This window comes from Acutalibacter muris, assembly GCF_002201475.1.
Lineage (GTDB): Bacteria > Bacillota > Clostridia > Oscillospirales > Acutalibacteraceae > Acutalibacter > Acutalibacter muris.
The window spans coordinates 3,675,365-3,701,367 of record NZ_CP021422.1 but is presented as its reverse complement, the minus strand read 5'-3'; the positions used below and the strand labels follow the sequence as shown (position 1 = coordinate 3,701,367).

General features: G+C 52.6%; 24 protein-coding genes and 4 pseudogenes. 9 read left to right on the top strand and 19 right to left on the bottom strand.

The annotated features are described in order from the left end of the window. Positions 1 to 4: 4 nt before the first annotated feature. A pseudogene (locus ADH66_RS18995) lies at positions 5 to 1,048 on the top strand (integrase DNA-binding domain-containing protein); the annotation flags it as partial. 55 nt (positions 1,049 to 1,103) lie between these two features. Here the strand turns inward: ADH66_RS18995 and ADH66_RS18990 are convergent. The 10 genes from ADH66_RS18990 to ADH66_RS18945 all read right to left on the bottom strand — a co-directional run bounded on the left by ADH66_RS18990 (position 1,104) and on the right by ADH66_RS18945 (position 9,967). Next, positions 1,104 to 2,639 carry a recombinase family protein gene (locus tag ADH66_RS18990; RefSeq protein ID WP_066537572.1) on the bottom strand — a complete coding sequence of 512 codons (1,536 nt, stop codon included), beginning with the start codon at positions 2,637 to 2,639 and terminating at the stop codon, positions 1,104 to 1,106. Next, positions 2,632 to 4,275, bottom strand: a complete 1,644-nt coding sequence (locus ADH66_RS18985; RefSeq protein WP_066537574.1) for a recombinase family protein — start codon at positions 4,273 to 4,275, stop codon at positions 2,632 to 2,634. Before ADH66_RS18985 ends, ADH66_RS18990 begins: the two co-directional genes overlap by 8 nt. Next, complete coding sequence (locus ADH66_RS18980; RefSeq protein ID WP_407922904.1) at positions 4,276 to 5,901, bottom strand: recombinase family protein; 1,626 nt, start codon at positions 5,899 to 5,901, stop codon at positions 4,276 to 4,278. A gap of 124 nt (positions 5,902 to 6,025) precedes the next feature. Next, positions 6,026 to 6,544 (bottom strand): DUF6870 family protein, encoded by a 519-nt coding sequence (locus tag ADH66_RS21530; protein WP_330397637.1) that lies wholly within the window; start codon positions 6,542 to 6,544, stop codon positions 6,026 to 6,028. Between the two features lie 37 nt (positions 6,545 to 6,581). Next, a complete protein-coding gene (locus tag ADH66_RS18970; protein WP_066537581.1) occupies positions 6,582 to 7,262 on the bottom strand; it encodes a DNA cytosine methyltransferase in 681 nt (226 codons plus the stop codon). After that, a complete protein-coding gene (locus tag ADH66_RS18965) occupies positions 7,259 to 7,510 on the bottom strand; it encodes a hypothetical protein (protein WP_066537588.1) in 252 nt (83 codons plus the stop codon). The genes ADH66_RS18970 and ADH66_RS18965 overlap by 4 nt, the downstream gene beginning before the upstream one ends. Next, a complete protein-coding gene (locus ADH66_RS18960; protein WP_066537590.1) occupies positions 7,507 to 7,701 on the bottom strand; it encodes a hypothetical protein in 195 nt (64 codons plus the stop codon). The genes ADH66_RS18965 and ADH66_RS18960 overlap by 4 nt, the downstream gene beginning before the upstream one ends. A 70-nt stretch (positions 7,702 to 7,771) precedes the next feature. Beyond that, positions 7,772 to 8,281, bottom strand: a complete 510-nt coding sequence (locus ADH66_RS18955; RefSeq protein WP_066537592.1) for a hypothetical protein — start codon at positions 8,279 to 8,281, stop codon at positions 7,772 to 7,774. Then, positions 8,265 to 9,194, bottom strand: a complete 930-nt coding sequence (locus tag ADH66_RS18950; RefSeq protein ID WP_066537595.1) for a ParB/RepB/Spo0J family partition protein — start codon at positions 9,192 to 9,194, stop codon at positions 8,265 to 8,267. The genes ADH66_RS18955 and ADH66_RS18950 overlap by 17 nt, the downstream gene beginning before the upstream one ends. Further along, positions 9,191 to 9,967, bottom strand: coding sequence for a ParA family protein (locus ADH66_RS18945; protein ID WP_066537610.1), 777 nt, complete (start codon positions 9,965 to 9,967; stop codon positions 9,191 to 9,193). The genes ADH66_RS18950 and ADH66_RS18945 overlap by 4 nt, the downstream gene beginning before the upstream one ends. Before the next feature lie 206 nt (positions 9,968 to 10,173). Here ADH66_RS18945 and ADH66_RS18940 point away from each other — a divergent pair. Together ADH66_RS18940 and ADH66_RS18935 are read left to right on the top strand one after the other, a co-directional pair. Continuing rightward, positions 10,174 to 10,326: pseudogene (locus ADH66_RS18940) on the top strand (tyrosine-type recombinase/integrase); the annotation flags it as partial. A gap of 164 nt (positions 10,327 to 10,490) precedes the next feature. Beyond that, positions 10,491 to 11,684, top strand: coding sequence for a recombinase family protein (locus ADH66_RS18935; RefSeq protein ID WP_236757144.1), 1,194 nt, complete (start codon positions 10,491 to 10,493; stop codon positions 11,682 to 11,684). 242 nt (positions 11,685 to 11,926) lie between these two features. On the opposite strand, the gene ADH66_RS20395 is transcribed toward ADH66_RS18935, so the two are convergent. Then, a complete protein-coding gene (locus ADH66_RS20395; protein ID WP_162288738.1) occupies positions 11,927 to 12,094 on the bottom strand; it encodes a hypothetical protein in 168 nt (55 codons plus the stop codon). Positions 12,095 to 12,309: 215 nt separating this feature from the next. Here ADH66_RS20395 and ADH66_RS18925 point away from each other — a divergent pair, with 215 nt between their 5' ends. Continuing rightward, positions 12,310 to 12,762: a winged helix-turn-helix domain-containing protein gene (locus tag ADH66_RS18925; protein ID WP_084384226.1), complete on the top strand. Its 453-nt coding sequence runs from the start codon at positions 12,310 to 12,312 to the stop codon at positions 12,760 to 12,762. Between the two features lie 21 nt (positions 12,763 to 12,783). Beyond that, positions 12,784 to 13,353 (top strand): annotated as a pseudogene (locus ADH66_RS18920) (IS630 family transposase); the annotation flags it as partial. Here ADH66_RS18920 and ADH66_RS18915 read toward each other — a convergent pair. The 8 genes from ADH66_RS18915 to ADH66_RS18885 form a co-directional block, all read right to left on the bottom strand. Then, positions 13,332 to 13,577, bottom strand: coding sequence for a plasmid mobilization protein (locus ADH66_RS18915; protein WP_066541797.1), 246 nt, complete (start codon positions 13,575 to 13,577; stop codon positions 13,332 to 13,334). The pseudogene ADH66_RS18920 and the gene ADH66_RS18915 sit on opposite strands and share 22 nt — an antisense overlap. A gap of 219 nt (positions 13,578 to 13,796) precedes the next feature. Then, positions 13,797 to 14,486, bottom strand: coding sequence for a DUF6017 domain-containing protein (locus ADH66_RS18910; RefSeq protein WP_330397636.1), 690 nt, complete (start codon positions 14,484 to 14,486; stop codon positions 13,797 to 13,799). Further along, positions 14,396 to 14,590, bottom strand: a complete 195-nt coding sequence (locus ADH66_RS21525) for a hypothetical protein (RefSeq protein ID WP_330397748.1) — start codon at positions 14,588 to 14,590, stop codon at positions 14,396 to 14,398. The genes ADH66_RS18910 and ADH66_RS21525 overlap by 91 nt, the downstream gene beginning before the upstream one ends. Positions 14,591 to 15,870: 1,280 nt before the next feature. After that, positions 15,871 to 19,371, bottom strand: coding sequence for an S-layer homology domain-containing protein (locus ADH66_RS18905; protein ID WP_084384355.1), 3,501 nt, complete (start codon positions 19,369 to 19,371; stop codon positions 15,871 to 15,873). A gap of 20 nt (positions 19,372 to 19,391) precedes the next feature. Continuing rightward, positions 19,392 to 21,695: a LuxR C-terminal-related transcriptional regulator gene (locus ADH66_RS18900; RefSeq protein ID WP_066541801.1), complete on the bottom strand. Its 2,304-nt coding sequence runs from the start codon at positions 21,693 to 21,695 to the stop codon at positions 19,392 to 19,394. A 362-nt stretch (positions 21,696 to 22,057) separates the two neighbouring features. After that, positions 22,058 to 22,435: a TnpV protein gene (locus tag ADH66_RS18895; RefSeq protein ID WP_066537621.1), complete on the bottom strand. Its 378-nt coding sequence runs from the start codon at positions 22,433 to 22,435 to the stop codon at positions 22,058 to 22,060. Positions 22,436 to 22,474: 39 nt separating this feature from the next. Further along, the gene (locus ADH66_RS18890) at positions 22,475 to 22,903 is read right to left on the bottom strand and encodes an aldo/keto reductase (RefSeq protein WP_066537623.1); all 429 of its coding nucleotides are present in this window, start codon (positions 22,901 to 22,903) and stop codon (positions 22,475 to 22,477) included. 73 nt (positions 22,904 to 22,976) lie between these two features. After that, positions 22,977 to 23,315 carry a winged helix-turn-helix transcriptional regulator gene (locus ADH66_RS18885; protein WP_066537625.1) on the bottom strand — a complete coding sequence of 113 codons (339 nt, stop codon included), beginning with the start codon at positions 23,313 to 23,315 and terminating at the stop codon, positions 22,977 to 22,979. 192 nt (positions 23,316 to 23,507) lie between these two features. Between ADH66_RS18885 and acgA the strand changes: the two genes are divergently transcribed. The 4 genes and pseudogenes from acgA to ADH66_RS18865 all read left to right on the top strand — a co-directional run. Then, positions 23,508 to 23,720, top strand: coding sequence for an ACGX-repeat peptide (acgA, locus tag ADH66_RS18880; protein WP_066541803.1), 213 nt, complete (start codon positions 23,508 to 23,510; stop codon positions 23,718 to 23,720). 88 nt (positions 23,721 to 23,808) lie between these two features. Next, positions 23,809 to 24,852: a radical SAM/SPASM domain protein, ACGX system gene (gene acgM, locus ADH66_RS18875; protein ID WP_066537628.1), complete on the top strand. Its 1,044-nt coding sequence runs from the start codon at positions 23,809 to 23,811 to the stop codon at positions 24,850 to 24,852. Positions 24,853 to 24,854: 2 nt separating this feature from the next. Beyond that, on the top strand, positions 24,855 to 25,469 hold the full coding sequence (locus tag ADH66_RS18870; protein ID WP_066537631.1) for a 4Fe-4S binding protein: 615 nt from the start codon (positions 24,855 to 24,857) through the stop codon (positions 25,467 to 25,469). 21 nt (positions 25,470 to 25,490) lie between these two features. Beyond that, a pseudogene (locus tag ADH66_RS18865) lies at positions 25,491 to 26,003 on the top strand (nitroreductase family protein); the annotation flags it as partial.

Below are 26,003 nucleotides of genomic sequence, written 5' to 3'. Positions count from 1 at the left end.
CATTATGTCAGAGAAAAGACGGGACAGCAAAAACCGTATTTTGCGTTCAGGAGAGAGCCAGAGGAAAGACGGGCGATATGCTTACAAATACGTTGATACCTTTGGAAAACCGCAATTCGTCTACGCATGGAAGTTAGTGCCTACGGACAAGACCCCAGCCGGAAAACGGGAGGACATATCCCTACGGGAAAAGGAAAAGGAAATCCAGAAAGACCTTGACGACGGGATAGACCCTATCGGCAAAAAAATGACGGTCTGCCAGCTCTATGCGAAGCAGAACCGCCACCGGGGAAATGTGCGGCACAACACCGTAAAGAGCCGGGAACGGCTGATGAAGCTATTGGAGAGCGACCCGCTGGGCGCGTGTCCGATTGAGAGCGTAAAAATGTCCGACGCGAAAGAATGGGCTTTACGCATGAGAGATCGGGGCATAGCTTACCGAACTATCAGCAATGACAAGCGTTCTCTGAAAGCAGCCTTTTATACGGCGATACAGGACGATTGCATACGCAAGAATCCGTTTGACTTCCAGCTTAACACCGTTCTGGAAGATACGACGGTGCCAAAGGTACCTCTCACGCCAGCGCAGGAAGAAAGCCTACTGGCCTTTGTGGAGAGCGATAGCGTCTATGAGAAATACTATGACGAGATCGTGATACTGCTGGGGACAGGGCTGCGGATTTCCGAGCTTTGCGGACTGACCGACGCCGACCTTGACTTTGAGGGCAGGACAATCACAGTAGACCACCAGCTTCTTAGGAGCAAGGAAACGGGCTACTACATTGAGAAGCCCAAAACGGAAAGCGGTGTCCGGCAAATCCCCATGAGCGAGAAAGTCTGTGAAGCGTTAAAGCGTGTGCTTGCCAACCGCAAGGGCGCAAAGGACATTATCGTGGACGGTTACTGCGGTTTCCTGTTCCTCAACCGGGACGGCAACCCGAAAACGGCACCGAACTACGACACCATGTTTCGGCTGCTTGTGAAGAAGTACAACAAGTGCCACGAAGAAGCCTTACCTAAAGTAATGACGCCGCACACGCTCCGGCACCCAAATGTCAAGCCCAAGACACAAATTTTTTCAAGTTTTTTATGAACTGAGCCAGCTAAAATTCTCCTAAGCAAAAATCCTGCATATTCCAAAGGATTTCCACCCGATTGCCGGGGTAGATATAAACCTTGTCAATCAAGGAATCAACTAACTCAGCCGTTAATTTGCCTGTCTCTACTACCTCCTGCGCCAGCTTTGTCCGGGCGCTTTGTGTTTTTGCGTCAATCTGTATTTGCGAAGTCCGTACTTTCAATGCTGTATGTAACTCCCGCAAGCGCTCTAGTTCCCGGTCAACCGTTGCTTTCTGAGAAGTGTAATCCTCTAAACTTATCTGTTTCAAGAGAAACCGCTCATATAACAGCCGCTTTTGGTCCAGATATTCCTCAATCTGCCCGCCGTACTCAGTTTGCTTTGCAATCTCCACATCCAACCGCCTTGTATGGGAAAGGTCTGGCAGATTCAAAATCGCCTGGGCCTGCTTGCTGAGAATTTTTAAAAGCAAATTTTCCAAGTCCTGCTCAGAGATTGCCAAGCCATGGCAGGGAGCGCTCTCGTTCACTTGAGAATGTGTGCAAGCAAAGCGATATCCTTTCTTGCCAATTCTCTGCAGCCCATGAAAGCAGCAGCCGCAGAACACCTTGCCTTTAAGCGGATATTGTGCCACCTTTTTCTTCTCGCTTTTGACGTGGCGGATCGCCGCCTGAACCTGAGAAAACAGCTCTTTTGAAATGATAGCCGGGTGATGGTCTGGTATCTTTATCCACTCGCGTTCATCTTTCATTCGCACATGATTACTCCCTATCTCTACTCTCTGTCGTTTTCCGATAATGTAAGTGCCAGTGTAGCGCTCGTCGTGCAGAATATTTAGGATAGCAGACCTTTGCCAAATACCATGTGTCCGAGAAATGTCATGATAACATTGCCCCCTTGAGGCTTTATACTCACCTGGGGTTGGTACTCGCCGGTCAAACAGCACTTTGATAATATCTGTGGTACTCCTGCCGGTAGCAGCCATGCTAAAAAGAAACCGCACAGTTTCCGCAGTCTCGGGGTCCGGCTCCATTCGCCCATCGGCGCCTTTCTGATAGCCGTAGGGACAAATCCTGCTCTGGTACTCGCCCCGCCTGAACTTGGCGTACTTCGCGCTCTTATACTTCACTGACAGGTCGCGGCTGTAAAACTCGCTGATCAGGTACTTAAACGCCACATTTATCCCACCGGTATCACCATGAAGCTGTGCGCTGTCAAAGTCATCGTTTATCGAGATGAACCGTACTCCATAGAGCGGGAACACCATCTCCATGAAGTAGCCGACCTCAATACTGTTGCGCCCGAAGCGGGTGAAATCCTTAACGATAATACAGCCGATTTTGCCCTCCTGCACCATCCCGAGCAGCTCCTGGACTGCCGGACGCTCGAAGCTGGCGCCGCTGTACCCATTGTCAACGAACTCCAAAACCTCCATCCCTGCGGCCCAATCCCTAGCGTCAACATACTGATGGAGCGCGCGCTTTTGGTTCTCAATGCTCATACTGCCCACCTTGCTGTCCTCGGAAGAAAGCCGGATGTACAGGCCGATAGAACTACTCATCTGCCAGCACCTCCCTGACCCGTTCAAAGCCGCTGTCAAAGGTAAAGTCAACGGATACATCCTCCGGGCCGTTCACGGTAATCCGCTGGATCAGCTTGGCAACCAGTTGCGCGGTGAGCTCCGTGTCCTCGCCTACCGCCGCCAGCTTATCGGCAATGCCGGTGTATTCCTCCAGCTGCCGCTCAAGCTCCGATTGCTGTGCCCGGAGCTGCCGGACACGCTCCGCCGCACCGCTGATTTTATTACTATAGTCCTCCTTCAGCTCAAAATATTCCGTCTGTGTGAGAACCCCTTTCACAAAGCTCTCATACAAACCGGCAAGCAGTTCCCTGTGTCTTTCGGTCTGCCGCCGCAGTTCTGTAATTTCTGCGTCCGTCTTTGCTTTCCGCGCGGCAGTTTTGCCGCCGCACTGCTTCAGCCGCAGGCTTTCACCCAGCACCGCCTCTGCTTTCTTTAGGATTACGGTCAGAATCAGGCTGAACAGTTCCGATTCGCTCATATAAATATTTGCGGTACAGGAGCCTTCACCTATGCGTTCATTGGAGATACAATGATAAACGTAATAGTCCCTATTGCGCCGCTGGCGATGGAGGTTCTTACCGCAGCCGCCGCAGAACACCCGCCCCCGCAGAATGTTTACGCTATACGGTTCTTTTGCGGTTTGTGTATATTTCTCCGCCATCCGGGCCCGGCCGGTCTGGACCCGGGCAAACAAATCCCGGCTTACCAGCGGTTCATGGGTACCGCGGACCACAACCCACTCGCTCTCATCAACCGGCACCTGCTTATGCCCGACAGAGCGAGTCTTCCCCTGCACCATGTCGCCCAGATAGACCTCATCGGTCAGTATTCTATGAAGCGTCCTGGTTTGCCACTTGCCGCCGCCTGTTAGTTTCTTGCTGGTGATTATGCCCATACTGGCCTTGTATTGTCCCGGAGCGGGGATGTCCTGCTCGTTTAGATTCAGGACGATTCTGTTTACGGCAACTCCATCAGCCGCCCACTGGAAGATTTGACGCACAACCGGCGCAGTCTCAGGGTCAATAAGCAGCTTATGACAATCCTGCGGGCTTTTGAGATACCCATATGGAGCTCTCCCGCCAATAAACTGCCCCTCCTGCATGGACTGTCTCTGCTGGGAGCGTACCTTCCGGCTGATGTCGGCGGCATACGCCTCGTTAATCATGTTTTTCAGCGGCACAATCAGGTGACTGCCATTGTTTTGCGAATCCTCGCTGTCAAACTGGTCGTTGACAGAGATAAACCGTACCCCGTGAAGGGGGAAATACTTCTCGATATAATAGCCTGTGTCGATGGTATTCCGGCCCAGCCGGGAAAGGTCCTTAACCACAATGCAGTTGATTTTCCCCGCCTCCACATCGGACAGCATTTGCTGAAAGGCCTGCCGCTCGAAGGTGCGGCCCGTGGTGCCGTTATCTGTATATACCCCGGCAATCTCGACGTCAGGGCAGAGGGCGATATACGCTTCCATGATTTGCCGCTGGGTTTCCAGGGAATCGCCCCGCCTGCCGTTGAACTCAACGGACAAACGGATATAGAGCGCCGCCCGCCAGACCTTCACCTGTGAAGCTTGCTTAACGCCGGGGGATTGATTTTTCCTGCTTTTCCTCGCCAATCAGACCGCCTCCTTTGCCAAAGAGACAGCCTGTGCCAGCCGTTCCAGCGCTTTTTCATACTCCATCTGATAGCGGAAGGTGATTTGTAAATCTTCTTTTCCCAGCACACGGATGGACTGGATCAGTGCAATCACCGCTCGCCGGTCCAGCGTGGTCATGTTTGAAAATTCTTTGAAATGCTGGATCCACCGCAGGCGGTCGCCGGAATTGTCTATGGTACGCTCCATCTCCTCACGCAGGAGCGAAATTGCTTCCTGCGCCTGCCGGGCACGGAGGGTGTAGAGGCTTTTCAGGTCCTGATAGTCCTTTTTGTCAATGAAGCCGCCGATGAAATTCTCATAGAGCGTGGCCTTGAACTGCCGCGCTTCCTCCAACTTTACCTCGTTATCGGCAATCCGGGCCTTGAACTTTGCGATCTCCTCCCGGCCGATCTCCTCCTCGCTAATGCTGTCCAGCAGCCTGTCCAGGGAAACGGCACTACGGATATGGGCCTGCAGGCTCTCCAGCACACAGGCGGTCAGGTCGCTTTCTTTCAGCATAACAGGGTGTGTGCAGCCGTTTTTTCTGCCGGTGGGGCAGTGATAGTAAACGTACTTTTTGCCGTTCACGGTATTGGTCTTGCGGGTCATGCGCCCGCCGCAGGAACCGCAGATCAGCAGGCCGGAGAACAGATAGACCGCCTCTCCGTTCGGCGCAGTGCGGGTGTCAAGGCTCAGTATCTTTTGCACCAGATGAAAATCCCCTTTTGAAATTATGGGTTCATGGGCGTTCTCAGTGCGTACCCATTCCTCCGGGGGCTTTTGAACAATATCTTTCAGCTTGTGATTATAGGTTTCCTGTTTGCCTTGCAGAAGAACGCCGGTGTAGGTTTCCTCCTGCAAAATCCGCAGAACAGCCCGGGCGGACCACTTTGCGCCGGGCACATCCGCAAAGCCGCCGGTGGGGTGGGGTAAGCCCCGGCTGCTTTTGTAGGCCATAGGAGAAAGAACGCCCAGCCGGTTCAGCTCCTCCGCTATCCTTTTTGCACTAGCTCCATCTATCTTGTGGCGGTAGATGTCCCGGACGATTCCAGCAGCGTCCTCATCGATTACCAGCCGGTTGTGGTTATCCGGGTCCTTGCGGTAGCCGTAGATGGGGCAGGCACCCACATAGTCGCCGTTACGGCGCTTTGTCAGCAGGGCGCTGCGGGTTTTGACGGAAATATCCCGGCAGTAGGTATCGTTCAGCAGGTTCTTCATGCTGATGTTCAGGTCGTCGCCGTTGTTCTCGTTTGCTGTGTCGATATTGTCATTGACTGAAATAAACCGCACCCCGCAGGTGGGGAAAATCCGGCGCAGATAGCGCCCGGTTTCGATATACTCGCGGCCCAGCCGGGAGAGGTCCTTCACGATTACGCAGTTGACCTTCCCCGCCATGATGTCGGACATCATTTCCTGGAACGCGGGCCGGTCAAACAGAACGCCGCTGTACCCGTCGTCCACACGCTCCGAGACCAGCTCGATTTCCGGGTGGGTGGCGATATAGTCCTCAATAAGCTTCTTCTGGTTCTGAATACTGTCGCTTTCCGCCGTCCTGTCATTGGTATAGGATAGCCGCAGATAGGCCGCTGCCATAAATTCGGACACAAAAATCACTCCTTAAAAATTTCCAAAATTCCCCGGTATTTCAAAGAGTGATTCAGATCTGCCTATTCAATTCTTTTTCCAAGATTGAGTATAGCACATCGGGCCGGGGAAGTCAAAGTTTTTTTCACATCAGCACCTGCTTCAGGCACTCCTCAAGGGAAGGGCCGTCCGGCGTGTATCGTGCGTGTACGGTGAATTTGCCGCATTTGAAGCAGTAGGGGTTTTTGATTTGACGTAAATACTCTTTTATGCGTTCGTCCCTCGGCAGACTGGGGTCAACGTGTATGTTACGGACGTCTGCCAGAGGCTCTTGTGTGATAGCGTTCATATTGTCCTCCTGATGCACGGCCTGGCTTGCAAAGCAATAAGCCATTGCTATGGGGCAGCTTGGAGCATCTGTTGCAATAGAACATATTGGACCATCCATCAAACAGTCACAAAGCCGCTCGTCAATTTTTTCCGGCGTTTCTGACAGAACTTCGTTACGCCCATGGAGTATACACTGCCACCTTGCCCAATCTGTCAACCTCACGTTCTCATGCTCTCCGTCATGCCGTATGTAAGCCCAGCCATCCTTACTGTATACAAAGTTAAGGATGGTCTCAAAATTTCCGTTCGGGGTGTCAGTTGTTAGTCGTTTCATTGTTTATTCTCCTCGTATAATAAGATTTGCAGATAGTTTATACAATGACAGCGTTAGCTTTCTGGTCAGGGCGGGCCTCAAAGGAGGATGGGTTATCAGCGTTTGCATGGCCCCGCCATGCCATCCCGGTGGGGACTGTGTAAAGCCCAGTTTTCGCTCCCGCACCGCCGCCGTTGCCGCAGAGGGTCTTGCTCTTTCCGTCCGCAGAGTACACTCTGTGGCCCTGGCCCTCTGAGCCGGTGCTGCTCTCGATGGCGCCCACTCGGATTGGCTCCGCCGCCATTGTCGCGGGGAAGTGCTTGCTATCCAGGGCGTTGGCCGCGTTAGAGTTGGCATAGTTGGCTTTCAGTGTGTACCCTTTTTCCCGGAGCGGCAGGCCGCTCTCCAAAATGTCCCGCAGCACCAGCCCACGGTCCTCGGGCTGCTCTACTCCGGGTATGTTCGTCCAGTAAAGCCGCTGGCGGCTCTGGGCGGACACCAGGGCGGAGTTGATGAATATCGGCTCCACACCCAGCTCCGCCGTGATCTGCTCCCGGATAGCCGGCGCCATGCTTTTGTTGTTCTCATAGAGGAAAAAGTCTGGACAATACCGCTCCTTTGCGATAAGATAGTTGCGGAACAGCTCCCAGCCCTGGCCCTCCGGCCTGGTCTCTCTGTGGCGCGATTGGGCGATACTCCAGTGGGTGCAGGGCGAGCCGCCCAGCAGGAGTTTCATCATCGGCAATGCTCCCCCTTTCCCGCTTTTTCCCTCTCCCGGAGCTCGCCCCGGCGCAGCAGGAGCGCCGCCGTGTCCCGGTGTTCGCGCCGGATTTTCTTCAATTCCTGAATTTTATAATAAAACTGCATATCGCCGGTGGAATTGAATCTGTCTCTTAACTCCGCTATGCGGTTATCCATATCTGCCGCCAAACGCAGGTACATTTTTCCGTCGGCAATATTGTCTGCCGGACCAAAAGCCTCCTTCATTTCCCCGCCCCCAAGCTCTCATAAAATTCCCACAGGCGGGGATTGACGCAGTGGCAGGTCCGCACGGCCCCCCGGATATAGGGCTTGTCCCGCTCCGTTATACGCTTTGGTAAACCGCAGCAGTGGGGTTTACCTGAGCTAAAGTAACTGCACTCCGGGCAGTTACAAATGTCCCAAAAATCATCTTTCATGGTCGACGCCTCCTAAAAATGGGTACAAAAATAGCCCCACCACAAAGAGTAATGGGGCAGGAAACTGTATTTACTGTAATTTGCTTATAGCCTGTTGGAGCGTTTGGAGGTGCTCCAGCCACCTCTCTTGGTCAGCTTGATTTTTCCATCTGGCAATCAGGTCATGGCCCGGGGCATGGACTTTCCTGAGCGCCCGCAGGAGAGAGGAAACCTCCTCCGGCCTAAGTATCAGCACTCTTATCTCATGCTCCACATACTCCATGCGGTAGGGGTCCAGAACAGCCATATAGATCCCGCCGGTCTGGAAGAACTCAGCCACGCACTCTGCCAGCAGGACGCGAACGGAATCGAAGTAGATGGGGTAAAGGTAGCGCAGTTCCGGCTGGCACAGGCCGGGGTCAGCTCTCCAGTTATCGTGGCTGAGCCTATTGACAAGATGGTCTTTTAAGGTTAGAATAGATTTCGAGATATCCAACTCGCAAAACGAGACTTTTTCAAGCTGTCTCTCAGCTAAGACCTCCAGCATATCCTGACCGAAAGCGGTGCCCTTAACGCTGATTACTCTAGCTGTTGCTGCCATCTGTCACAGCCCCTTTCTGTTGATACTTCCAGGTTTCCAGCAGGGAGAGGATGACCTCCTCTATCTGTTTCTGTGTGTAGTCTTTGGGGAAATACTGGCTCAGGCATTTATTTTTGAGGGTGACTTGTAGTGGCGTGGGTTTTTCATCTGAGATGATGTCAATAATAAGGCTCGTTGTCAATTCGGTGCGCTCACTGCATTCTCTCAGCTTTTTCGCCTGTTCCATAGACGGTGGCCCGAAAGACTTGTTCTCAATTACGTTATACAGCAGCTCTTGCCCGTCCATAGGGATGTATGAAACTTCTACGGCTGGCCGCAATGGGAACTTATCTTGGTCAACAAGGTCCAACAGACATGGAACAAGCTCCGTCAAGCGTATGAGCCGTTGAATCTGCCTTGCGCTGTCTGGAGAATTAGCTGATACTGCGTCTCGAGACCACTTCTGGCCCAGTGGGCCAGAAGTAAAATCTGTTCTCTGACCCTGATGTTTTATCGCCTCAAGTTTCATCCGATAGGCAAACGCCTTTTCACTGGGCAGAATCTTCTCCCGCTGCAAATTGCTGTCCACCATGACAATCGTGGCCTCGTCATCGTCCATATCCCTGACGATAACCGGCATGGTCTCTTTCCCGGCCAGCTCACTGGCTCTTGAGCGCCGGTGGCCCGCTATGATTTCATAGCCGCCCTCGGGCCTTGGCCGGACGATACCAGGCACCAGAACACCGTATTGGGCCACGCTCTCGGCCATTTCCCGCATTTTCTCATCGTCCGCCACATGGAAGGGGTGCTCCTTGAAGGGATGCAGTTCCCTCAAAGAAAGCTCTTGAATTTGGTCAGCAGCAACCTGGGCCGGGATTCCGCCAAATAAATCGTCCAGGCCGGTTATTTGTATTTTCGCCGCGCTGCTTTTCATGACGCTACCTCTAAGGTCAGGGCCTCATATGCCGCAGAGACTTTTCCAGAGGGGTCATGAAGAAATATGCTCTTGCCCTCGGCGCTGGTCTCTGCCGCACGGATGGAGCGGGGAATGATGGCGTCGAAAATTTTGAGTTGACTGCCATAGGAATTTCTCAGCAGTTCCACGATTTCCTGCGAGTAGGTGGTCCGCATATCGGCCATTGTGACGAGAATACCGCTGATGGTCAAGTTTGGGTTGATTTGCCTCTTTACTTTGCCGATGGTCCTCATGAGCTGCTCCATACCTTTCAGCGAGAGGTAATGGGCCATCATTGGGATAATAAGCGTGTCGGCGGCTGATAGGGCGTTGATGGTAAGCATACCCAGCGAGGGGCAGCAGTCCAGGAGAATGATGTCGTACTGGTCGCGGACAGTGTTTAGGTATTCACGGAGGATGGTTTCCCGGCTCATGATGTTCACCAGCGTGACCTCCATTGCCGCTAGGTCGATGTTGGCGGGGAGGAGGTCTACACCTTCCTCATGATGGATGATTCCCTCGCCGGGGAGAAGGGGCTTGTCCTCTATGACCTTGCCCAGCACGGTGGAGAGGGTTTCCTCTAACTGGTCCGGGTGCTGGTAGCCCAGGCTGGCGGTCAAAGAGCCTTGTGCGTCTACGTCCACCAGCAGGACACGTTTACCCTGGCGGGCTAGGCCGATGCCTAAGTTTACGGTGGTGACGGTCTTGCCGACCCCGCCTTTTTGGTTGCAGATTGCGATTACCTTGCTCATGCTTTTTGTTCCTTTCGGTTATATTTGTTCATATTGTATGGTTTCACGCTTGATTAAAATTTTGTCCTTAATGTGACACGCCGCTTTTTTGCCCGGTTCATTTTGGCCTCCTTTCGCCCTTTTTTTCATGGAAAAAGAATAAGGACAAACCCGAATCCCCTAGAAATCACTGGGATTTTCGATTTGTCCTTATTATGCCATAAGGGCACACGTTCTGCACCAACTTAGCCAATGCGGGCATGAACCCTAAAGCGTTGCAGTACATCATGGGACACTCCAATATCACCATGACGCTGAACTATTACGCACACGCAACCTACGCTTCCGCAAGGGCTGAAATGGAACGGCTGGCAGCATAGGCAGGACGAGGTTTTACTACTTTCGTACTACCTTTGAGAGCGAAAACCTAAAAACTTTTGAGAGTATATGTGAGCTTCCCCCGACAGCAAAAATGCCGCGAACCCTTGAAAAATCAAGACTTAGCGGCATTTAAGAACTTATAAAGAGATAGTCAAAAATCCCTTTGGATTTTAAAATAAAAATTAAGTCCACGCTTCATACTAAAGCAAGGCGCGGCGAATACCTTGGCGCACTCGACCCCTACGGCTACCTGCGGCATCCTGACGATAAGCACAAGCTGATTATCAACGAGGAAACCGCGCCGGTTGTCCGGCGGATGTTTGAAATGTGCGCGGCAGGGATTGGGGCAAGGAGCATTGCAACAACCCTGAACAACGAGGGTATCTTATCCCCCAAGGAATATACACGTTTCCGTAAGCACAATCCTGAACGGGATGGCGAGTTTGAACGCCGCCACTTCTGGACACGGACTTATGTACATTTCATGCTTCAAAACGAAATCTATGTGGGGAGCATGGTGCAGGGGCGGCAGTACACGCCATCCTACCGAAGTAAAAAAAGGGAACCTATCCCTAAAGAAGATTGGGTAGTTGTTCCTGATATGCACGAACCGATCATATCCCGCGAATTATTTGATGAAGCACAAAAAAGACTGATTGCGCGGAAAAAGACCATTAAAGCCAAAGACGAGCCGGCGCTGTTTGCAGGACTGTTTTACTGCGAAGCCTGCGGAACATCCATGAAGTTGGGTGTCAGCCAGCAGAAGTATTTTTACTATATGTGCGGGCGCAGTCAGGCGATAGGGACAGTAGCTTGTTCCAGCCACTATATTAACCGTGACACGCTTTATCAGGTGGTTCAGGAGGATATTCAGCGCAATGCCAGACTGTTCAGCGAGGACACCGAGAAAGCAGCACAGAAACTGATGGAACTGAAATGCGCCGATCAGCAGAAACAGACCGCGACAATGAAGCGCGACCTGGCATCAGCAAAGAAGCGGCTGGCTGACTTGGATATGAAGCTGAAACGCACCTACGAGGACAATATGAGCGGCAAGCTGCCCGACCACATCTTTACCATGTTTATCGCAGATTACGATACGGAACGGGCAACGCTGAAAGCGAACATTGCAGAGATGGAAAAGGCACTGGAAAAGGTTCGGGATACCAAGGCCGATATTGACCGCTTTGCAGCCCTTATCCGAAAATGCACCAGCTTTGAAAAACTCGACCGCTTCATGCTTCACGAACTGATTGACCGGATTACGATTTACGAAACGCCGGGTATGGGACGCTGCCGCAAGGGTAAGGAAAAGCGCATTACTATCTACTATAAATTTGTCGGGGCTATCCAATAATAGAAAAACGGCATCCCTTATGGATGCCGAAAAAAATAACTTGGCTTTACGTCTATTTGTCATATCATCATCACGGCTCAATCTCATGTAGAGCGCGGTCCTGTAAATCTTCGTATTGCTCGGTTGTTTCACGCAAAAAACCTCCTTAAATGGAAACAACCCACGCTTATGCAATACTCGCTCAATACAAGTATAGCATAAGCGCGGGCCAATTTCCAGCTTTATTTTACCTAAAATATCTCTCAGGACGCGGCACGGTGCACAGCGTCCTCCAGGAGATTATCAATCGTTTTTCCCCGCTCTGGGAAGTGTTCCGACACTTTGATTTTATATTTCCCCACCACAAAATACTGTGTGCCGCTCTCCTCCATGACGGTCTTTCCAACAAATTCTTCCTTGCTTTTCTCCATAGGCATACCTCCAAAAATGAAAAATGCCCAACAGGAAAATACTGCCGGGTTCGTGTTATCGTCCTTATTCTTCGTCAAAATCAAGCTCATCTCTCTGGCCTATGACGGCCTTCTCAATGCGTTGAATAGCGTCCCGCAAGCGTAATACCTCCTGGTAATATTATTCCTGAAAAACGACCTAGAAAAAAGCAGTAGAAAGTGGTAAAATAGAGAGTATGGAATACATAGATTTACGAAAACTGAAAAGTGGAGAGCTCAAGCAGGTACGCCGTCAGGTCGTACGCCTCAAACAGATGGGAAAAGCCGGGAAAGAAATTGAGGAATTAACCGGAGTGCGGCAGAGTCGCGCCAGCGAAATATGGACGGCATATAAGCGAGAGGGAGACAAAGCGCTGGAACCGAAGAAACACGGATTCCAGAAGGGGACGCATCTGCTTCTGACACCGGAGGAGCAGGCGGAAATACGGGAAACGATTGTTACCCGCCGCCCAGAGGAATTCGGCATTCCTGGGAGTCTGTGGACGCTGAAGAAAGTGTGTGCATACGTCTGGAAAAGGTATCGGAAAAAGATCTCGGACGGCAGTGTGTCGGATTATATGCGGCGCTGGGGCTTGACGTGCCAGCGTCCGGTCAAGCGTGCCCGGAAACAGAATCCTTCCCGTATCTAAAGGTGGCGGGAGGAAGAATATCCGGCCATCGACCAGCGGGCCAAGGCAGAAAATGCCGTGATTTACTGGGGAGACGAGACTGGAATCGACAACTGCTCGAACTGTGAGCGCGGGTTTGCACCCAAAGGACAGCCTCCTGTTCTGTCGGTGGAAACGAAAAGAGAGAGGCTGAATATGCTTTCCGCCCTGAGCAGGCAGGGGGACGTTCGCTTTATGATGTACGAGGATTCCATGAACCAGCAGCGCCTGATCCAATTTATGGACCGGTTGATTCGGACCTCCAACCAAAAGGTTTTCCTGATTTTGGACAACTTAAAGGTGCACCACGGGAAGAAAGCCGCAGCCTGGCTGGACAAGCATCGGGATAAAATCGAGCTGTTCTTTCTGCCGCCCTATGCTCCCGAGAGCAATCCGGACGAATATCTCAATCACGCGCTGAAACTTTCGGTCCATTCTGGCGACTTACCTCGGACCATATACGATATCCGCCATAAAACTACTTCCTTCATGCGAACATTACAACATTCTCCTGATAAGGTCTCCGCTTTCTTTCAACATAATCAGATTTCCTATATTCTTGTTCGGGGGTAATACATACCCTCGTCCACAAGGCCGGTGGCGTTTGCCATGAAAGCAATCTGGTTCATGTTGTTGCCAATCTCTTTCAACTCCCGGGTCATGCCGTAATAATCGGCAGGAGGGGCCTCTCGGGGCTTGTAGTCGTGAATCAGTTGGCGTATGTAGCCGGATTTGGTTAGCCCGCATTTCCGTGCTTTGCGGGTAAGCCGCTTGTAGTCCTGCTCGGTCATTCTCATATCAAATTTCTTTTGGTTACTCAAAATAATCCTTCCCTTCAAAATAGGATTGGTCTAAAAACCGGGGTCATAGGGCACACCCTATCCAAGCTGCGTTTGTCTGTACACGTGTCTGCACGTGTGTCTGGACAAATGCGATGCTGGCTCATACAGAAAACGTAAAATTTCCGCTTTCTGTATTTACTGCCTCGTTGACACTCGGCAGGGCGCGCTCCGCGCTCATTTGGCCATGTCATGTGCCACTTTCGCGGTGTAGTAGCTGTCCATAGTTGAGGGCGCGTTGAATAGCATGGCCCGCAGATACTGCTTGATATTGCGTATCTCGCTGGTATTGACGCGGAAACAGTCGGCGACGTACTCGATATGCTCGGCGGTCAGCTTGAGGAATTTGCTCCTGACAACCTCCGCCGGGTAATCGTCGCTGGCAATGCGTATTGCCTTTCGCTGGGTACAGACGGTTTCCACCATGATGTCCACAAGCTCATCCAGCAAGGGCTTGTCCATCACGTCTATGAGGTGGTCGTACTCGATGTTTTCCTTTATCAGCCGCTCATGCTGGGCATAATTCGTTTCCAATCCTATCCCTTCCCTATCGGAAAGGATAGGATTTGTTTTCTCTATATTTATTTTATCTTTATTTTGTTTATCTTTGTTTAGTTGTGTGCTGTTTTCCGTCGGCGGTTTATCCAGCGGTGGATTATCCACTGCTGCATTTTGGCACACTGGCTGTTCATATACCATGTACTCAGTGCCGACGATTTTGCCAGTGCTGCCCCTTTTCTGCCGGCGGTGGAGATACCCGGCTTGTTCAAGCTCGTTTATTGCCGAACGCACCGCTCTTTCGCCCTCGCGGTTAATGTAGGCCAGACCTGCAATAGAATAGTTCCAGTTATCTGGCAAGGCCAGCATTTGCGAGAGCAGACCCTTGCCTTGAGGGATAGGGCTGGGTCGCGCAGGTGGTAGTTGCTCATCACCGTGTAGTCCTTATCGTGCTTCACTCTGAAAATTGCCATTGCATCACTCCTTGATAATTTTTTATGTGATGGGGTCACCCCCCTAATCACCCAAAATGGGCATGAAAAAAGCGGCGTTTAGCCCATGCTGGGATAAAACGCCGCTTTGCGGGTAGGAAAGCATCGGAACTGCTTTCCCACAATTATCTCCACTGATATTATACACTTGACAAAATCCAGAATTTCACTTCTTTTCTACTCGGTATTGGGAAAACCAACATTTTCTGACGCAAATAGAACGGATTTATATTATAATAGACAAAGTTCACAAAAAGTTTAAATTTGTAGCCTCAGATGTACAAATTGCACACTTGCTTCTTCTTGCTCAGTATCTCTAACTGTTGACAGCAAAAAAATCAAAAATGCAAAATGCGAACTTGATTTTCTGCCCTGAGGTCACGGTCAAAATGCCCGGCACCAAGATGTCGCTCGAAAAGCAGAACGAAACGTCTTCGTTCTGCTTTCACGTGCACGTCATAGGTTTTTCACTATACTACTTCTTCACCCTACCTATTGTAGCACATGATTTTCCGTTTGTCTCCCGATAGCTTTCCGATGCTTTTCCGATGGTACATAACTTAACCCTACCACCCCTGATACATAAAGCCGCCTTTTTGCTCCATTTTTGTTCAGAGGTTTGCGGTCACGTGCAAAAAGCCTGTGACCACAGAAATCAAACGGACAGTTTGTCCGTTTGATTCTGACATCAGGGGTCGTAGCAGATTTTGCCATGACATCAAAACTGGCCACTGAAAATCTTTTGCTCGTCAAAACCACGTTTTTTCATTTTGATTTCTACAGATTCCTTTAGTTCAGATGGATGATGGGCGAGGGGCACGTCACGGCGCAATGCGCCGCCACGTGCCCGGTATATTCTAAAATCGACAAATTGTCGTTTTAAGTTATACCAACGAGGGCTAAACCGTTTCGCCCTCGCCAGCAAAGAAAAATCAGAAATGCAAATCTGAACCCAAAAGAGGTGGCGCGCAAAACGCCCGCCACCTCACTTAGCGTGGAGTGCATTTTGCGCGCCATATTTCCAGCGACAAAATGTCGCCCGAAGTTCAATCCGAAAACTTTTCGTTCTGGTTTTGTGCGTACCTTATGGGCGCTTTTGACCGCTGTACTACTTCACACTACAATTATAGCACGGAAAAGTCCCACAAGAGTCCCATCTTTTAACTTTATTCAAAGGCCGGAATCCGGCTTGTTTCCCGGCCTTTTTGATGTAACGGAAGCGTCCGCCTGCAAAAGAATCCACATTTTGATTTCTCCGATGATTACATATTCACATACTTCATTACCATCTGCGCCGCCTCTGCCCGGGTAGCGTTCCCCCTCGGGTCGAGAAGTCCGTTCCCCTTTCCATTGACAACACCGTTCTCATTCGCCCAGCATAAGGCTTTCCAGGCGTACCCGCTGACCTTCCCGGAATCCACAAAATCCAGTTCATTTTTCCTGGGCTTCGGGCTCCCTGCATAGCGCCAGAGCATGACCGCCAGGTCCTGCCGGGTGATGGGCCGGTCGGGGGCGAACTTACCGCCGCCTATCCCGGCGACGATGCCCTCTGCCGCCGCCCAGTTCACAGCGTCCGCGTACCACATACCGTCTTTCACGTCGCTGAACCGGCTTCCCCCAGTAGCGGGCCTGCCCTCCTTGTTGTAGATTATCTGCGCGAACTGCGCCCGGGTGAGGGTGTCGTTCGGGCCGAACCTGCCGTTGGCATAACCGCTCATCAGGCCGTTCGTACACACAAATTCAACGGCCTTGATGTACCACTCGCTGTCCTTCACATCCGGGAAAGGGTTTTCCCAGGGCTTCGGTGAGGGGCTGGGCGTCGCCGTCTGCTCAAGGACAAACCCGGCCTGTACTGTTACGTTCCGGGCGGGCATCTTGAAGGTATACTTGTCGTCCTTTTCGGTGAGTTCCACGGCCTTGCCCTGGCTGTCGGTGACGGCTATCTTGTCCAGCTTATAGCCCTCGTCGGGCTTCACGGTCAGGGTCACGGTACTACCCGAACTTGCGCTTGTCGGACTGGCAGTAACGGTGCCGTGCTCCGCTTTCTCGACCTTTACATCGTAATAGCTGACAGATGGGTACCAGCCGCCACCGCCCGAGCCGCTGTTTTTCTTTACCCAGCCCACCGCGATAGGAGATAGGCCGGTGACGGTAAACTGAATACCGCTGTTTGTGTTGGTCACCTTCGGACTCTCGGTTTCCCCGGCATGGTGATTGTTGAAATCAGTGGTAAACATATGGACAACTGTAAATGTATAGCTGCTGTTGGTGCCCGATGGATAGGGCAGGGTGACAGCAAGACCGCCCGCCGGAAAGTTGTCCTCAGTGGCAGGGGTCCACGTCGTGCCGCCGTTTTCGCTAACCAGCAGGGTCACATCATAGACGGCTGTATTGGCCTGGGGTATGGAGCCGTTTTTCTTTGTAATTTCCACTTTCATGGCGGTTTCCAGGGCGGCAGGGGCATCATAGATGTCTTCCAAACCTTTCGGCACCTCGCTGACCCCTTCGCCCATCACGAGCTTGTACTGCTTGCCGCCCTCCCCGGCGGGCGGGTCGGGGAGCTCCTTGAGCCACTTGGCATAGAGAGTGATCGGGCCGGTAACTTCACTTGCAAAGTCATAGGCGGTCTTGCCGCCCGCGTCGGCGTACCAGTTGTCAAAAACGTACCCATCGCGGGTGGGTGCTTCCGCCGGCTCTGCTGCCGCCTGGCCGCCCTCTACGTCCTGGCTCTCCACTTCGCTGCCGCCCTGAGTGTTGAAAGTGACTGTGTGGGAGTATATGGCGGTAACGGTAACAGTTCCGTTGGGCATCGTAAAGGTGTTGTCCTCTCCGACGGTCACACCAGATGAGGTCTCCCAGCGGAGGAACCGCGTGCCCTGTGCTGAAACCCCGGGGGTCAGGGTGACTGTCTCTCCCTGCACGGCAAAGCTCTTGTCCGCCGTGCAGCCGGTGACGGTGACAGGATAAGCAGTGCTCTCGCCGATGATGACCTGGCCGGTGCCGGTGATGTGTGTGAGGAGTTCGTCAAGCTTTTCCTGGACGGGGCCAGGCGGCAGCTTAAGGGTGCCGTTGACGACTATTTTGCCCTGGACAGAGAGGTATGTACTTAAAGTTTCCCATGTAACGCCAAGAGCCGCGGAAGACGCGTCTACTGTGCGGCTTTCTGGAATAGTAAAAATAGCGTCAGAAAGAACATACAGTGGCTGAAAGACCGAAGAATTTGCTCCTACGATCTGATTGTTCGTACATAATAGCTGCGCATCTCCGTGGGCTACGTACTCCCACTTAACAGGAGAAACTGTATTATCATAATTGAGTATCAGCCCATTTATCTTCATGCTGTCGCTGGTTTTTGAACCGGGAAAATTACGGGCATAATACAAATTATTGAATGTGCCGCTCCCGCTGAACTGGGTATTCGCTTCGTTATAAAAAAGCCCATAATTATTAATGGTCCCATTGTTTGTCAAGGTGCCATAATTATCGCAATAACCTTTTGCCGTCAGCGTTCCATTATTCACCAAGTTGTAGGAAAACAGATAGCCGCTCGCGGGAATTACGGCTTCCGTTCCTGCCGGAATGGTAATCGTTCCAACTTTGTTGCTTTGCGAAGCAACATCGTAATACCTTCCATATAGGGCTTTGTTAGATTTTGAATCTGGAAACAGGAGGCTATCCTTCCACTCCACATTTCCCATCACATAGCCATTACCAACTGTAATAGCGCCTGTGCTTTCATCATAGGCGCAGCTTTCATATTGAATGTTATTGCCGCTTTGAACCAGGTAATAAACGGAGCCATGATAACAAATGACGGCACTATCTGTTGCCGTTACTTTTCCTGGCAAATACGGAAGGTCAAACCCATAATTATATCTATCAGTGTTCTCATAATTGTTCTGCGCATACAGAGTTCCCCCGCTGATATTTATTGTCCCGCCGCTGAGTTCGGCAAAGGCCAGTATTCCTTCAGAGGGGTACCCATTTGATATTGAGGACGTTCCGATAGCTGCTATATCGCTGTCTGTAAAAGAAATGCTCCCGCTGGATTTCATAGAGAGCCCGCCGGGGTTGATGGCTGTCACGTGGCTGTTTTCGATGGTTATGTCAGCGGTCGGATAGCCGTTGATGACCGCCCTGATAGCGCCGCGGGAACTTGCGTTGTCCGCAATTCTCACCTTTACCGTGCTGTCGCTTATATTTATCCTGCCGGCGGTAGTAAACATTCCAACGCCATTGGAGCAGCTTATGGAAACATTGGCTCCTTCAACAATGTTGATCTCATTTCTGACCTCCATACCGTCGCCCCCGCCGTTTGCGTTGACTGTCAGGGAGCCTTCACCCCGGATAGTCAGGGAGGGTGTTCCGCCAAAATATGGGTCAGTAATCATAATAGCGGTCCCGGACTGGCTCATGGTGATGGTATTGCTTCCTATTAGCACAAGCTCCGTGTCCACCGGCACCCAAATTCCTTTTTCAGCTGTGGCGTCCACGCTGATGCTTGCGTTATTCAGAGTAAGCCTGCCGCTGGCGGCCTTCTCGCACTGGTGTGTTTCATCATAAACCGTGGTGGGCTCCCAGGTGATGGTGCCGCTGCCCGCAGTATACTCCGTGGTCTGCGTGGGTAATTGATACTGACTATTAAATACCCACCCCCCGGACTTATCCTCCGGCGCGGTCGTGCCATCTTCCGCCGCTCCAGCTGTCACCCAGCAGGAGCAGATTATCAGCACTGCAAGCAAAACGCATAAAAGTCTTTTCATAAACGCACCTCCGTAAAAAATTATATCAGCCCCAAGCCCCGGGCGGCGGCAATGGCCTCTGCCTTGCCCGAAGCGCCCAGCTTGCGGTAGTTTTCCTTAATGTGATAGCGCACGTTGTCCGCCTTCATCCCCAGCCGCCCGGCGATCAAAGTGGCCGAAAGCCCCTCGCTCTGCAAGTGCAAAATCTCCAGGGCCGTGCTGGAAAAATCCTCCCGGACGGCGTTCCTGGGCGAAAGATAACCTGGATATCGCCGGGCGGTCTGCTGGGTCTCCTCAAGCACTTTATTGAACCAGGGACTCGCCCGGCTCCTGGCCTTGAGGAGCGGCAAAATAGCCGGGCCAAGCTCCGTTATGACCCGCACGAACTGGTAGCTCTCGGCCTCGTCCAGCGCAACCTTGAGCTGTGGCTCCCACTCCGTACCCAGCCGCCGCCGGACGATGGCCACCAGAAGCCCCGCTTCAATGCCCACGTAGGTCCGATGGACCAGCTTCGCGTACTCCGAGAGCTTTTCCAGCAGGGCTAAAGCCTTGAGGTTTTCCCCCAGCGTCAGGTAGCACCGCGCCTTGGTGAAATAGCGGTAACGCTCCATGGTGATGAACTCCTTGTCCTCGTCCGGGGCGGTACTGAGCCATTGGTTGACGGTCTCTATGTCCCCGGCATATAGTGCTATCCTGCACCGCATGGCCTGTATGTTGGGCATAAGCTGCACCACCCTCTGTTCCTCCACTGCCGACTGGAAGGACCCGAGAATGGTCCCGGCGTTTTTGAGGTCCCCCTGCAAGATCATCAGCCGCACCCGCTGTCCCACCGCCGAGAACGCGATCTCAAGCCTGCCGCCGCACTCGGTCTCCACCTGCCCGCGGGATAGCAGGGTCAGCACCTCGAAGGCGTCCGCGCCCTTCTCATATAGGCTCTCCCCCAGGGCGATTTTCGTCAGCCCCTTGCCGTAGCTGCCCAGCACCCGCTCCACCAGCGGCCCGACTGTCCGCGCCAAAGCCCGGTCCGACCGGCTCCACTTGCAGAAATCCTTGCCGCCGTTCATTGTGCTTGGTATGTTGCTGGTGACGGAAAACTCCGGCAGGGAAATGCCCTGGTCCAGAAGCATAGCGGGCGCCCGGAGCATTATCTTCAGCACGTCCCGGCTGCCCCGATGTGGCAGTCCGATGTCCAGATAGCAAAGCCTGCTTTTCGCTTCACGCTTAGCCCCGCCTTGGGCAGTTTTAGCAAACTCTGACAGCTTTTCGTACCAATACTCGCTCTTTTTCGGGTCCATGAGCATGGAGTGGAGCATGGAAAGTCCCGCCATGAGCACCGGACTTTTAGCCGCTTCCTCCTCGTCCATGCCCAGATAGTACCGGCGAAGTTCATAGTAATGGCCCGCCCCGGGGTTCACCCGGGCATTGCGGATAAGCAGTTCACGTATCTGCCCCTGGCTGCCGCTCTGCTCGTACATCTCCAAAGCCTGAGAGATCTGGCCGTCCATCTCATACCAGACCCCGGCGCTCTTCCGGCAGTTCTTTATCTGCTCCTCGCCCAAGCTTTGCTGAGCCTTTTTTCTCAGTGCGTGCAGGAGCACCGGCCGCAGACGGTACATTCCGTCATTCTCGAACAGGAAATTCCCGGTCTCCATGGCCTTCTGCACCATGACGGAGGCCAGCCGGTTGGCGGTGATAAGCTCCGCCAGGGGCAGGGTAAACTCCTCCACAACGCTGACCTCCATGAGAAATTCCAGCAGCTCGCTGTCCCACTGCACCATGATGTATTCCTCCAGGTAGCGGGCAAAGGCGTCGTGAATCTCCTGGTACATCTTTGGCCCTGGGGACAGGCCCTCCGCCATCCGCAAGGCCGCGTGGCGCACGATATAGCCGTTTCCCTCGGCGGTGTCTGCCAGATATTGCAGACCCTCCTTCGTATAGCTGAGGCCCAGGCTGTCCAGATATCCCTGTATCTCTTTCTTCCCCAGGCGCATATCTTTCTCGCTGATAACGATAAATCCTATATTGACATACTCGGGCATGAGCCAGGAGGGCACCGGGCTGCGGTTAATTAAGATAAGCCAGATTTCCGGGTCGGCCGCCAGCCGCTTGACAAGCTCCCGCCTGGGCTCGTCCAGAAGATGCAGGTCGTCCAGCACCACGGTCCCCCGCTCCGGCACGTCGCGCTCGTCCCAGCGCCAGTTCCCGCAGGACAGGTAGACATGGCTGCGTTTCTCCAGGGTCTTCTGCACAAAGGCGGTCTTGCCGAAGCCGGTGGCCCCGTAAATGTAAAGCGTCTGGACCAAGCTTTTGGCGGCTCTCAGCTTGCGGTAAGCGTTTCGCGGCATAATGTACTGCTCCAAAAATCACACCTCCGTCATAAAAATCAACGCAAAAAAGCCACAGGAAAACTCTCGCGTGTTCCTGTGGCTCTTTATTCGGTATTGGGAAAAATAGGCGCAGTTATCCCTTGCTTGCTTGCTTGCTTGCTTGCTTGCTTGCTTGCTTGCTTGCTTGCTTGCTTGCTTGCTTGCTTGCTTGCTTGCTTGCTAAACAATTATTTGCGCTCATCTCGAAATTTCAACCCTTTTTCTGTAAATTTTTTGTGAAATTTTGGCTCAACAAACCATCCTAAGCCTATGATACCACATTATACAGCATGAGGGGTTGCGAAGTACACTCCTTAAATTGGGTAGTGCGACTGGGTTTGCTAATTGTAGATTATCTCGTTATTCACAATTTCTCTTGCGCACGCCTGGGCGTTGTTCATTCTGCCGACCCATGTAAGCGGGTCAGTGGCCTTCAAATCCTCCGTGATGCCGCGAGACTGTTTCATCTGGTTAATAAGGAGCTCGTACTGCTCCTGTGCCTGCCGGTCGATGTCGGCAAGGTAGGCGTTTAGCTTGCCGCTCAGCAGGAGTGTGTTGTAAACTATCTGCCGGTGTTCTTTTAGGTACTGCTCATGCTGTTGGCCCCATATGCTGATGGGCCGCTTTTCCTCCTCTGATACTGTCGGGCAAGGGTAATAGTAACCGTCTCCTAGCTCGTACCATAGGCCGTTGGTTTCGTCAAAAAATCGTTTCTCCATATTGTGAATCCTCCAAAGGTGGTGTTTTGCGAGTGTTTGCTAAGCGTGGGTGTTTATATCTTTAATTATAGAACTGCCCCATTTGGGGTCGGTGTATGTACCGATGGAGTTTTCGTAGACGTTGTGGAGCAGGTAGAAGTCGAAATACTCCACTCCGCACTTTTTCAGTTGGTCTTCAAAGACAGCGGCAGGGTCGTAGCTCTCGGCGATCTGATGGCCGGGGTACTTGCTGGCCAGGTACCAGGTGTCGCGCGGATATTTGCTGAGAGTCCTGCCGATGGAAATCTCCGAATGGCCGCCGTGGTAAGGGTAGGCCGTGTCGAAATAGTTCACGCCGTGGTCGATGGCATAGGCCACCATTTCCTCCACAGCAGCCTGGTCGATGGACTTGTCCTCCCGGAGGGGCAGGCGCATGGCGCCGAAACCCAGGCGGGAAAGGTTTATGCCTTTGAAATCATTGTATTGCATAGAGCTTCTCCTTTCGTCTGTTTTCCGAATGTGGGCTTGGGTTTGGCCATATATATGGCGTTATATTTCTATTTTAGCATACTTTCTTATCCGCCACCCCCCGATGCATCTCCCCCCATTCCTGCATGGCGTCCAAAATAGGCCGCAAGGTCTCCCCTAAATCGCTCAACGCATACTCCACCCGCGGCGGCACCTCGGCAAAGACCGTGCGGGTGACAATGCCGTCGGCTTCAAGAGCGCGCAGGGAATCCGTCAGCACCTTCTGGCTGATGCCCGAAAGATCTTTATGCAGCTCATTGAACCGCCAGGGCCGCACGAGCAGATTCCGAAGGATGAGCAGTTTCCATTTGCTGCCAATGACTTGAACGGTGGCAGCCACCGGGCAGTCAGGCAGTTCTTCCTTTGTCAGCATAGCCGGGCCTCCAATACTTCTGATTTGACTGTTACACTTCAATTCTAAAGTATTGTGCGCGGTCTGTCAAGTGGGTTACAAAAAGGTAACTATCCCACAAAAAAGTGCGTACTTGTGGGGAGCTTAAAAATCCGTATAATGGAAATCACGGGGCGGGAGATTGCCCTGAATAAAACACCGGAGGTACAAAAAATGGCACTGGCAAATCTGGCTGAATGGAACGAGGAAAAGGAGGCTTCGGCCTGCGGCTCTGCCTGTGGCGCAAGTAGTTCCTGTGGAACTACCGACGAGAAGAAAGAGGAAAAATCCTCTGCTTGCGGCAGCGCCTGTGGCGCTGGGGATGAGGAAAAGAAGGAAGAAAAGCCCGCTGCCTGTGGTTCCGCTTGCGGCGCCGGAGACAAGTAATTCCCAGAACCGTTCCTGGGTAAAACCGGGAACGCCTGAACACTACCCGTTAAACGGTTTTCATAAATTCAAGAAAGGATGAGCGGCCATGAAACCATATTTTGCCTTTCAGTGGCACATCACCGACGAGTGCGACCAGCGCTGCCAGCACTGCTACATTTTTTCTGAGGACGCCTGCAAGCCCATCGATGCCATGAGCTGGGAGCAGATGGAGGAGGTCTTTGCCAACTGCCTGGACTTCTGCCAGGTACACGGACGCTCGCCCTATTTTTACATCACCGGCGGCGACCCCATCCTGCACCCGGATTTCTGGCGGCTGCTGGAGCTGATGAAATCCCAGGAGATACCCTTTACTATCCTGGGCAACCCCTTCCATCTGACCGACGAAGTGTGTATGAGGCTCAAGGCTCTCGGCTGTGAAAAGTACCAGCTCTCCCTGGACGGCCTGCGGGAAACCCACGACTGGTTCCGCAAGCCGGGCAGCTTTGACATCACCCTGGAAAAGATACAGACCATCAAAAGAGCCGGAGTCAGAGCAGTCATTATGACTACCGTCTCCGGCACGAACATCGACGAGATACCCGCGCTGATCGACACGGTGGTGGAGAATGGGGCTGATGTGTTCGCCTTTTCCCGCTACTGCCCCACCAGCAGGGAAAAAGATGTGGGTATCGAGCCCATACGTTACCGGCAGCTTTTGGCCGACTGTGACAGGAAATTCAAGGAGTATAAAGCCGCTGGGTGCAAGACCTGTTTCAACAAAAAAGACCACCTATGGACGCTCTATGAATATGAAACCGGCGACTTTCAAATCCCCGATTGCGCTAAGCCCGGCATGATCTATGGCGGCTGCAACTGCGGGAACTGCCATCTGACCCTCCTGCCAAACGGCGATATATACGCTTGCCGCCGGGTGCAGAACAGCAAGGTGGCGAACGTGTTTGAGGACAGGCTTGCGGACGTATGGGCCTGTCAGATGGAGCGCTATCGGGAGTACACCAAGTTTGAAAAATGCTCCAAGTGTGAATTGCTGGCATGGTGCCAGGGATGTCCTGCCGTTGCCAGCGGCCGGGATGGCAATTTCTACGCCGCCGACCCACAATGCTGGAAAGAGATCAAGGAGGGAAACTGAAAATGGACGCACAAACTTGCCTGGAAAAGCTGAAATATGTAGGCGTATTGGCCTTTGCTACGGTCGATCAGGAGGGTGCGCCCCAGATACGCAATATCAGCGCGATCCACTACGGATCAGACAGTATGTACTTTTTCACCGCCCGGGGCAAGGATTTCTGCCGGGAACTGCTCTCGGACGGTCGTGTGCAGATTTTGGGCTACACCAAGTTCAAGGAGATGATACGGCTTTCTGCAAAAGTCCTCCCCGCGCCGGAGGACGAGCAGGAAAAGTGGATCAGCACTATTTTCGCCGAGCAGCCCTATCTTGCTAACGTCTACCCTGGCGACACCCGGAAAATTGGGATCGTGTTTCAAATCACCGGGGGTACGTTTGAGTATTTCAATCTGGGCGTGAACCCTATTTTGCGTGGAAGTTACACCTTTGGAGATGTGAAGTCCCATGTCAAAAAGGGATATAGGATTACAGAGAGCTGTATCGGCTGCGGAAACTGTTTGGAGCATTGTCCACAGTGTTGTATAGAGCCGGGAACGCTTTACCGCATTGACCCCACCCACTGTCTGCACTGTGGGGCTTGCTTTGAGAGCTGCCCGGCAGGGGCAGTAGAACGACTTTAATGGTTTAAGGAGGCTGTTATTATGAACGAAATGGTAGAAAAAATCATCACCCGCCACGCTATTCGCAAATTCCAGGACAGGCAGATCGAAGAAAGCGTACTTGAGCAGATACTACAGGCCGGGCTCTACGCCCCCAGCGCGGGGAATAACCAGTATTCCCGCATTGTGGTCTGCCAGGATAAGGAAGTTAACCTGCGGCTGGGCCAGCTGAACCGCTCCATGGACATGGTGCATACCGCCGATCCCAAAAAGATTCGGCCCGTGTCAGCGGAACAACCCAGTATCCGGGACGATTTGACCATCAAGGACGCTTTTTACAGCGCGCCTACTGTGCTGGCGCTTTTCGTGCGCAGCGGCTACTATGCCCACGAGGACGTGGCTTTCATGGCAGAGAATATGTGGCTGGCGGCGCATTTCCTGGGAGTAGGGGCCTGCTACATTGGTCGGGCCGAAAAAACCTTTGACACAGAATATGGCCGGGAACTGCGGCAGAAATGGGGCGTCCCGGAGGATATGACGCCAGTGGGCCACCTG

Coding starts and splice junctions, on each gene's coding strand:
- ADH66_RS18990 (WP_066537572.1), bottom strand. CDS start 2,639: ATGAGTAGTTCTATCGGCCTGTACATCCGGCTTTCTTCCGAGGACAGC.
- ADH66_RS21530 (WP_330397637.1), bottom strand. CDS start 6,544: ATGAAACGACTAACAACTGACACCCCGAACGGAAATTTTGAGACCATC.
- ADH66_RS18970 (WP_066537581.1), bottom strand. CDS start 7,262: ATGATGAAACTCCTGCTGGGCGGCTCGCCCTGCACCCACTGGAGTATC.
- ADH66_RS18965 (WP_066537588.1), bottom strand. CDS start 7,510: ATGAAGGAGGCTTTTGGTCCGGCAGACAATATTGCCGACGGAAAAATG.
- ADH66_RS18960 (WP_066537590.1), bottom strand. CDS start 7,701: ATGAAAGATGATTTTTGGGACATTTGTAACTGCCCGGAGTGCAGTTAC.
- ADH66_RS18955 (WP_066537592.1), bottom strand. CDS start 8,281: ATGGCAGCAACAGCTAGAGTAATCAGCGTTAAGGGCACCGCTTTCGGT.
- ADH66_RS18950 (WP_066537595.1), bottom strand. CDS start 9,194: ATGAAAAGCAGCGCGGCGAAAATACAAATAACCGGCCTGGACGATTTA.
- ADH66_RS18945 (WP_066537610.1), bottom strand. CDS start 9,967: ATGAGCAAGGTAATCGCAATCTGCAACCAAAAAGGCGGGGTCGGCAAG.
- ADH66_RS20395 (WP_162288738.1), bottom strand. CDS start 12,094: ATGGAGAAAAGCAAGGAAGAATTTGTTGGAAAGACCGTCATGGAGGAG.
- ADH66_RS18925 (WP_084384226.1), top strand. CDS start 12,310: ATGGAATACATAGATTTACGAAAACTGAAAAGTGGAGAGCTCAAGCAG.
- ADH66_RS18915 (WP_066541797.1), bottom strand. CDS start 13,577: ATGAGAATGACCGAGCAGGACTACAAGCGGCTTACCCGCAAAGCACGG.
- ADH66_RS18910 (WP_330397636.1), bottom strand. CDS start 14,486: ATGCTGGCCTTGCCAGATAACTGGAACTATTCTATTGCAGGTCTGGCC.
- ADH66_RS21525 (WP_330397748.1), bottom strand. CDS start 14,590: ATGGCAATTTTCAGAGTGAAGCACGATAAGGACTACACGGTGATGAGC.
- ADH66_RS18905 (WP_084384355.1), bottom strand. CDS start 19,371: ATGAAAAGACTTTTATGCGTTTTGCTTGCAGTGCTGATAATCTGCTCC.
- ADH66_RS18900 (WP_066541801.1), bottom strand. CDS start 21,695: ATGCCGCGAAACGCTTACCGCAAGCTGAGAGCCGCCAAAAGCTTGGTC.
- ADH66_RS18895 (WP_066537621.1), bottom strand. CDS start 22,435: ATGGAGAAACGATTTTTTGACGAAACCAACGGCCTATGGTACGAGCTA.
- ADH66_RS18890 (WP_066537623.1), bottom strand. CDS start 22,903: ATGCAATACAATGATTTCAAAGGCATAAACCTTTCCCGCCTGGGTTTC.
- ADH66_RS18885 (WP_066537625.1), bottom strand. CDS start 23,315: ATGCTGACAAAGGAAGAACTGCCTGACTGCCCGGTGGCTGCCACCGTT.
- acgA (WP_066541803.1), top strand. CDS start 23,508: ATGGCACTGGCAAATCTGGCTGAATGGAACGAGGAAAAGGAGGCTTCG.
- acgM (WP_066537628.1), top strand. CDS start 23,809: ATGAAACCATATTTTGCCTTTCAGTGGCACATCACCGACGAGTGCGAC.
- ADH66_RS18870 (WP_066537631.1), top strand. CDS start 24,855: ATGGACGCACAAACTTGCCTGGAAAAGCTGAAATATGTAGGCGTATTG.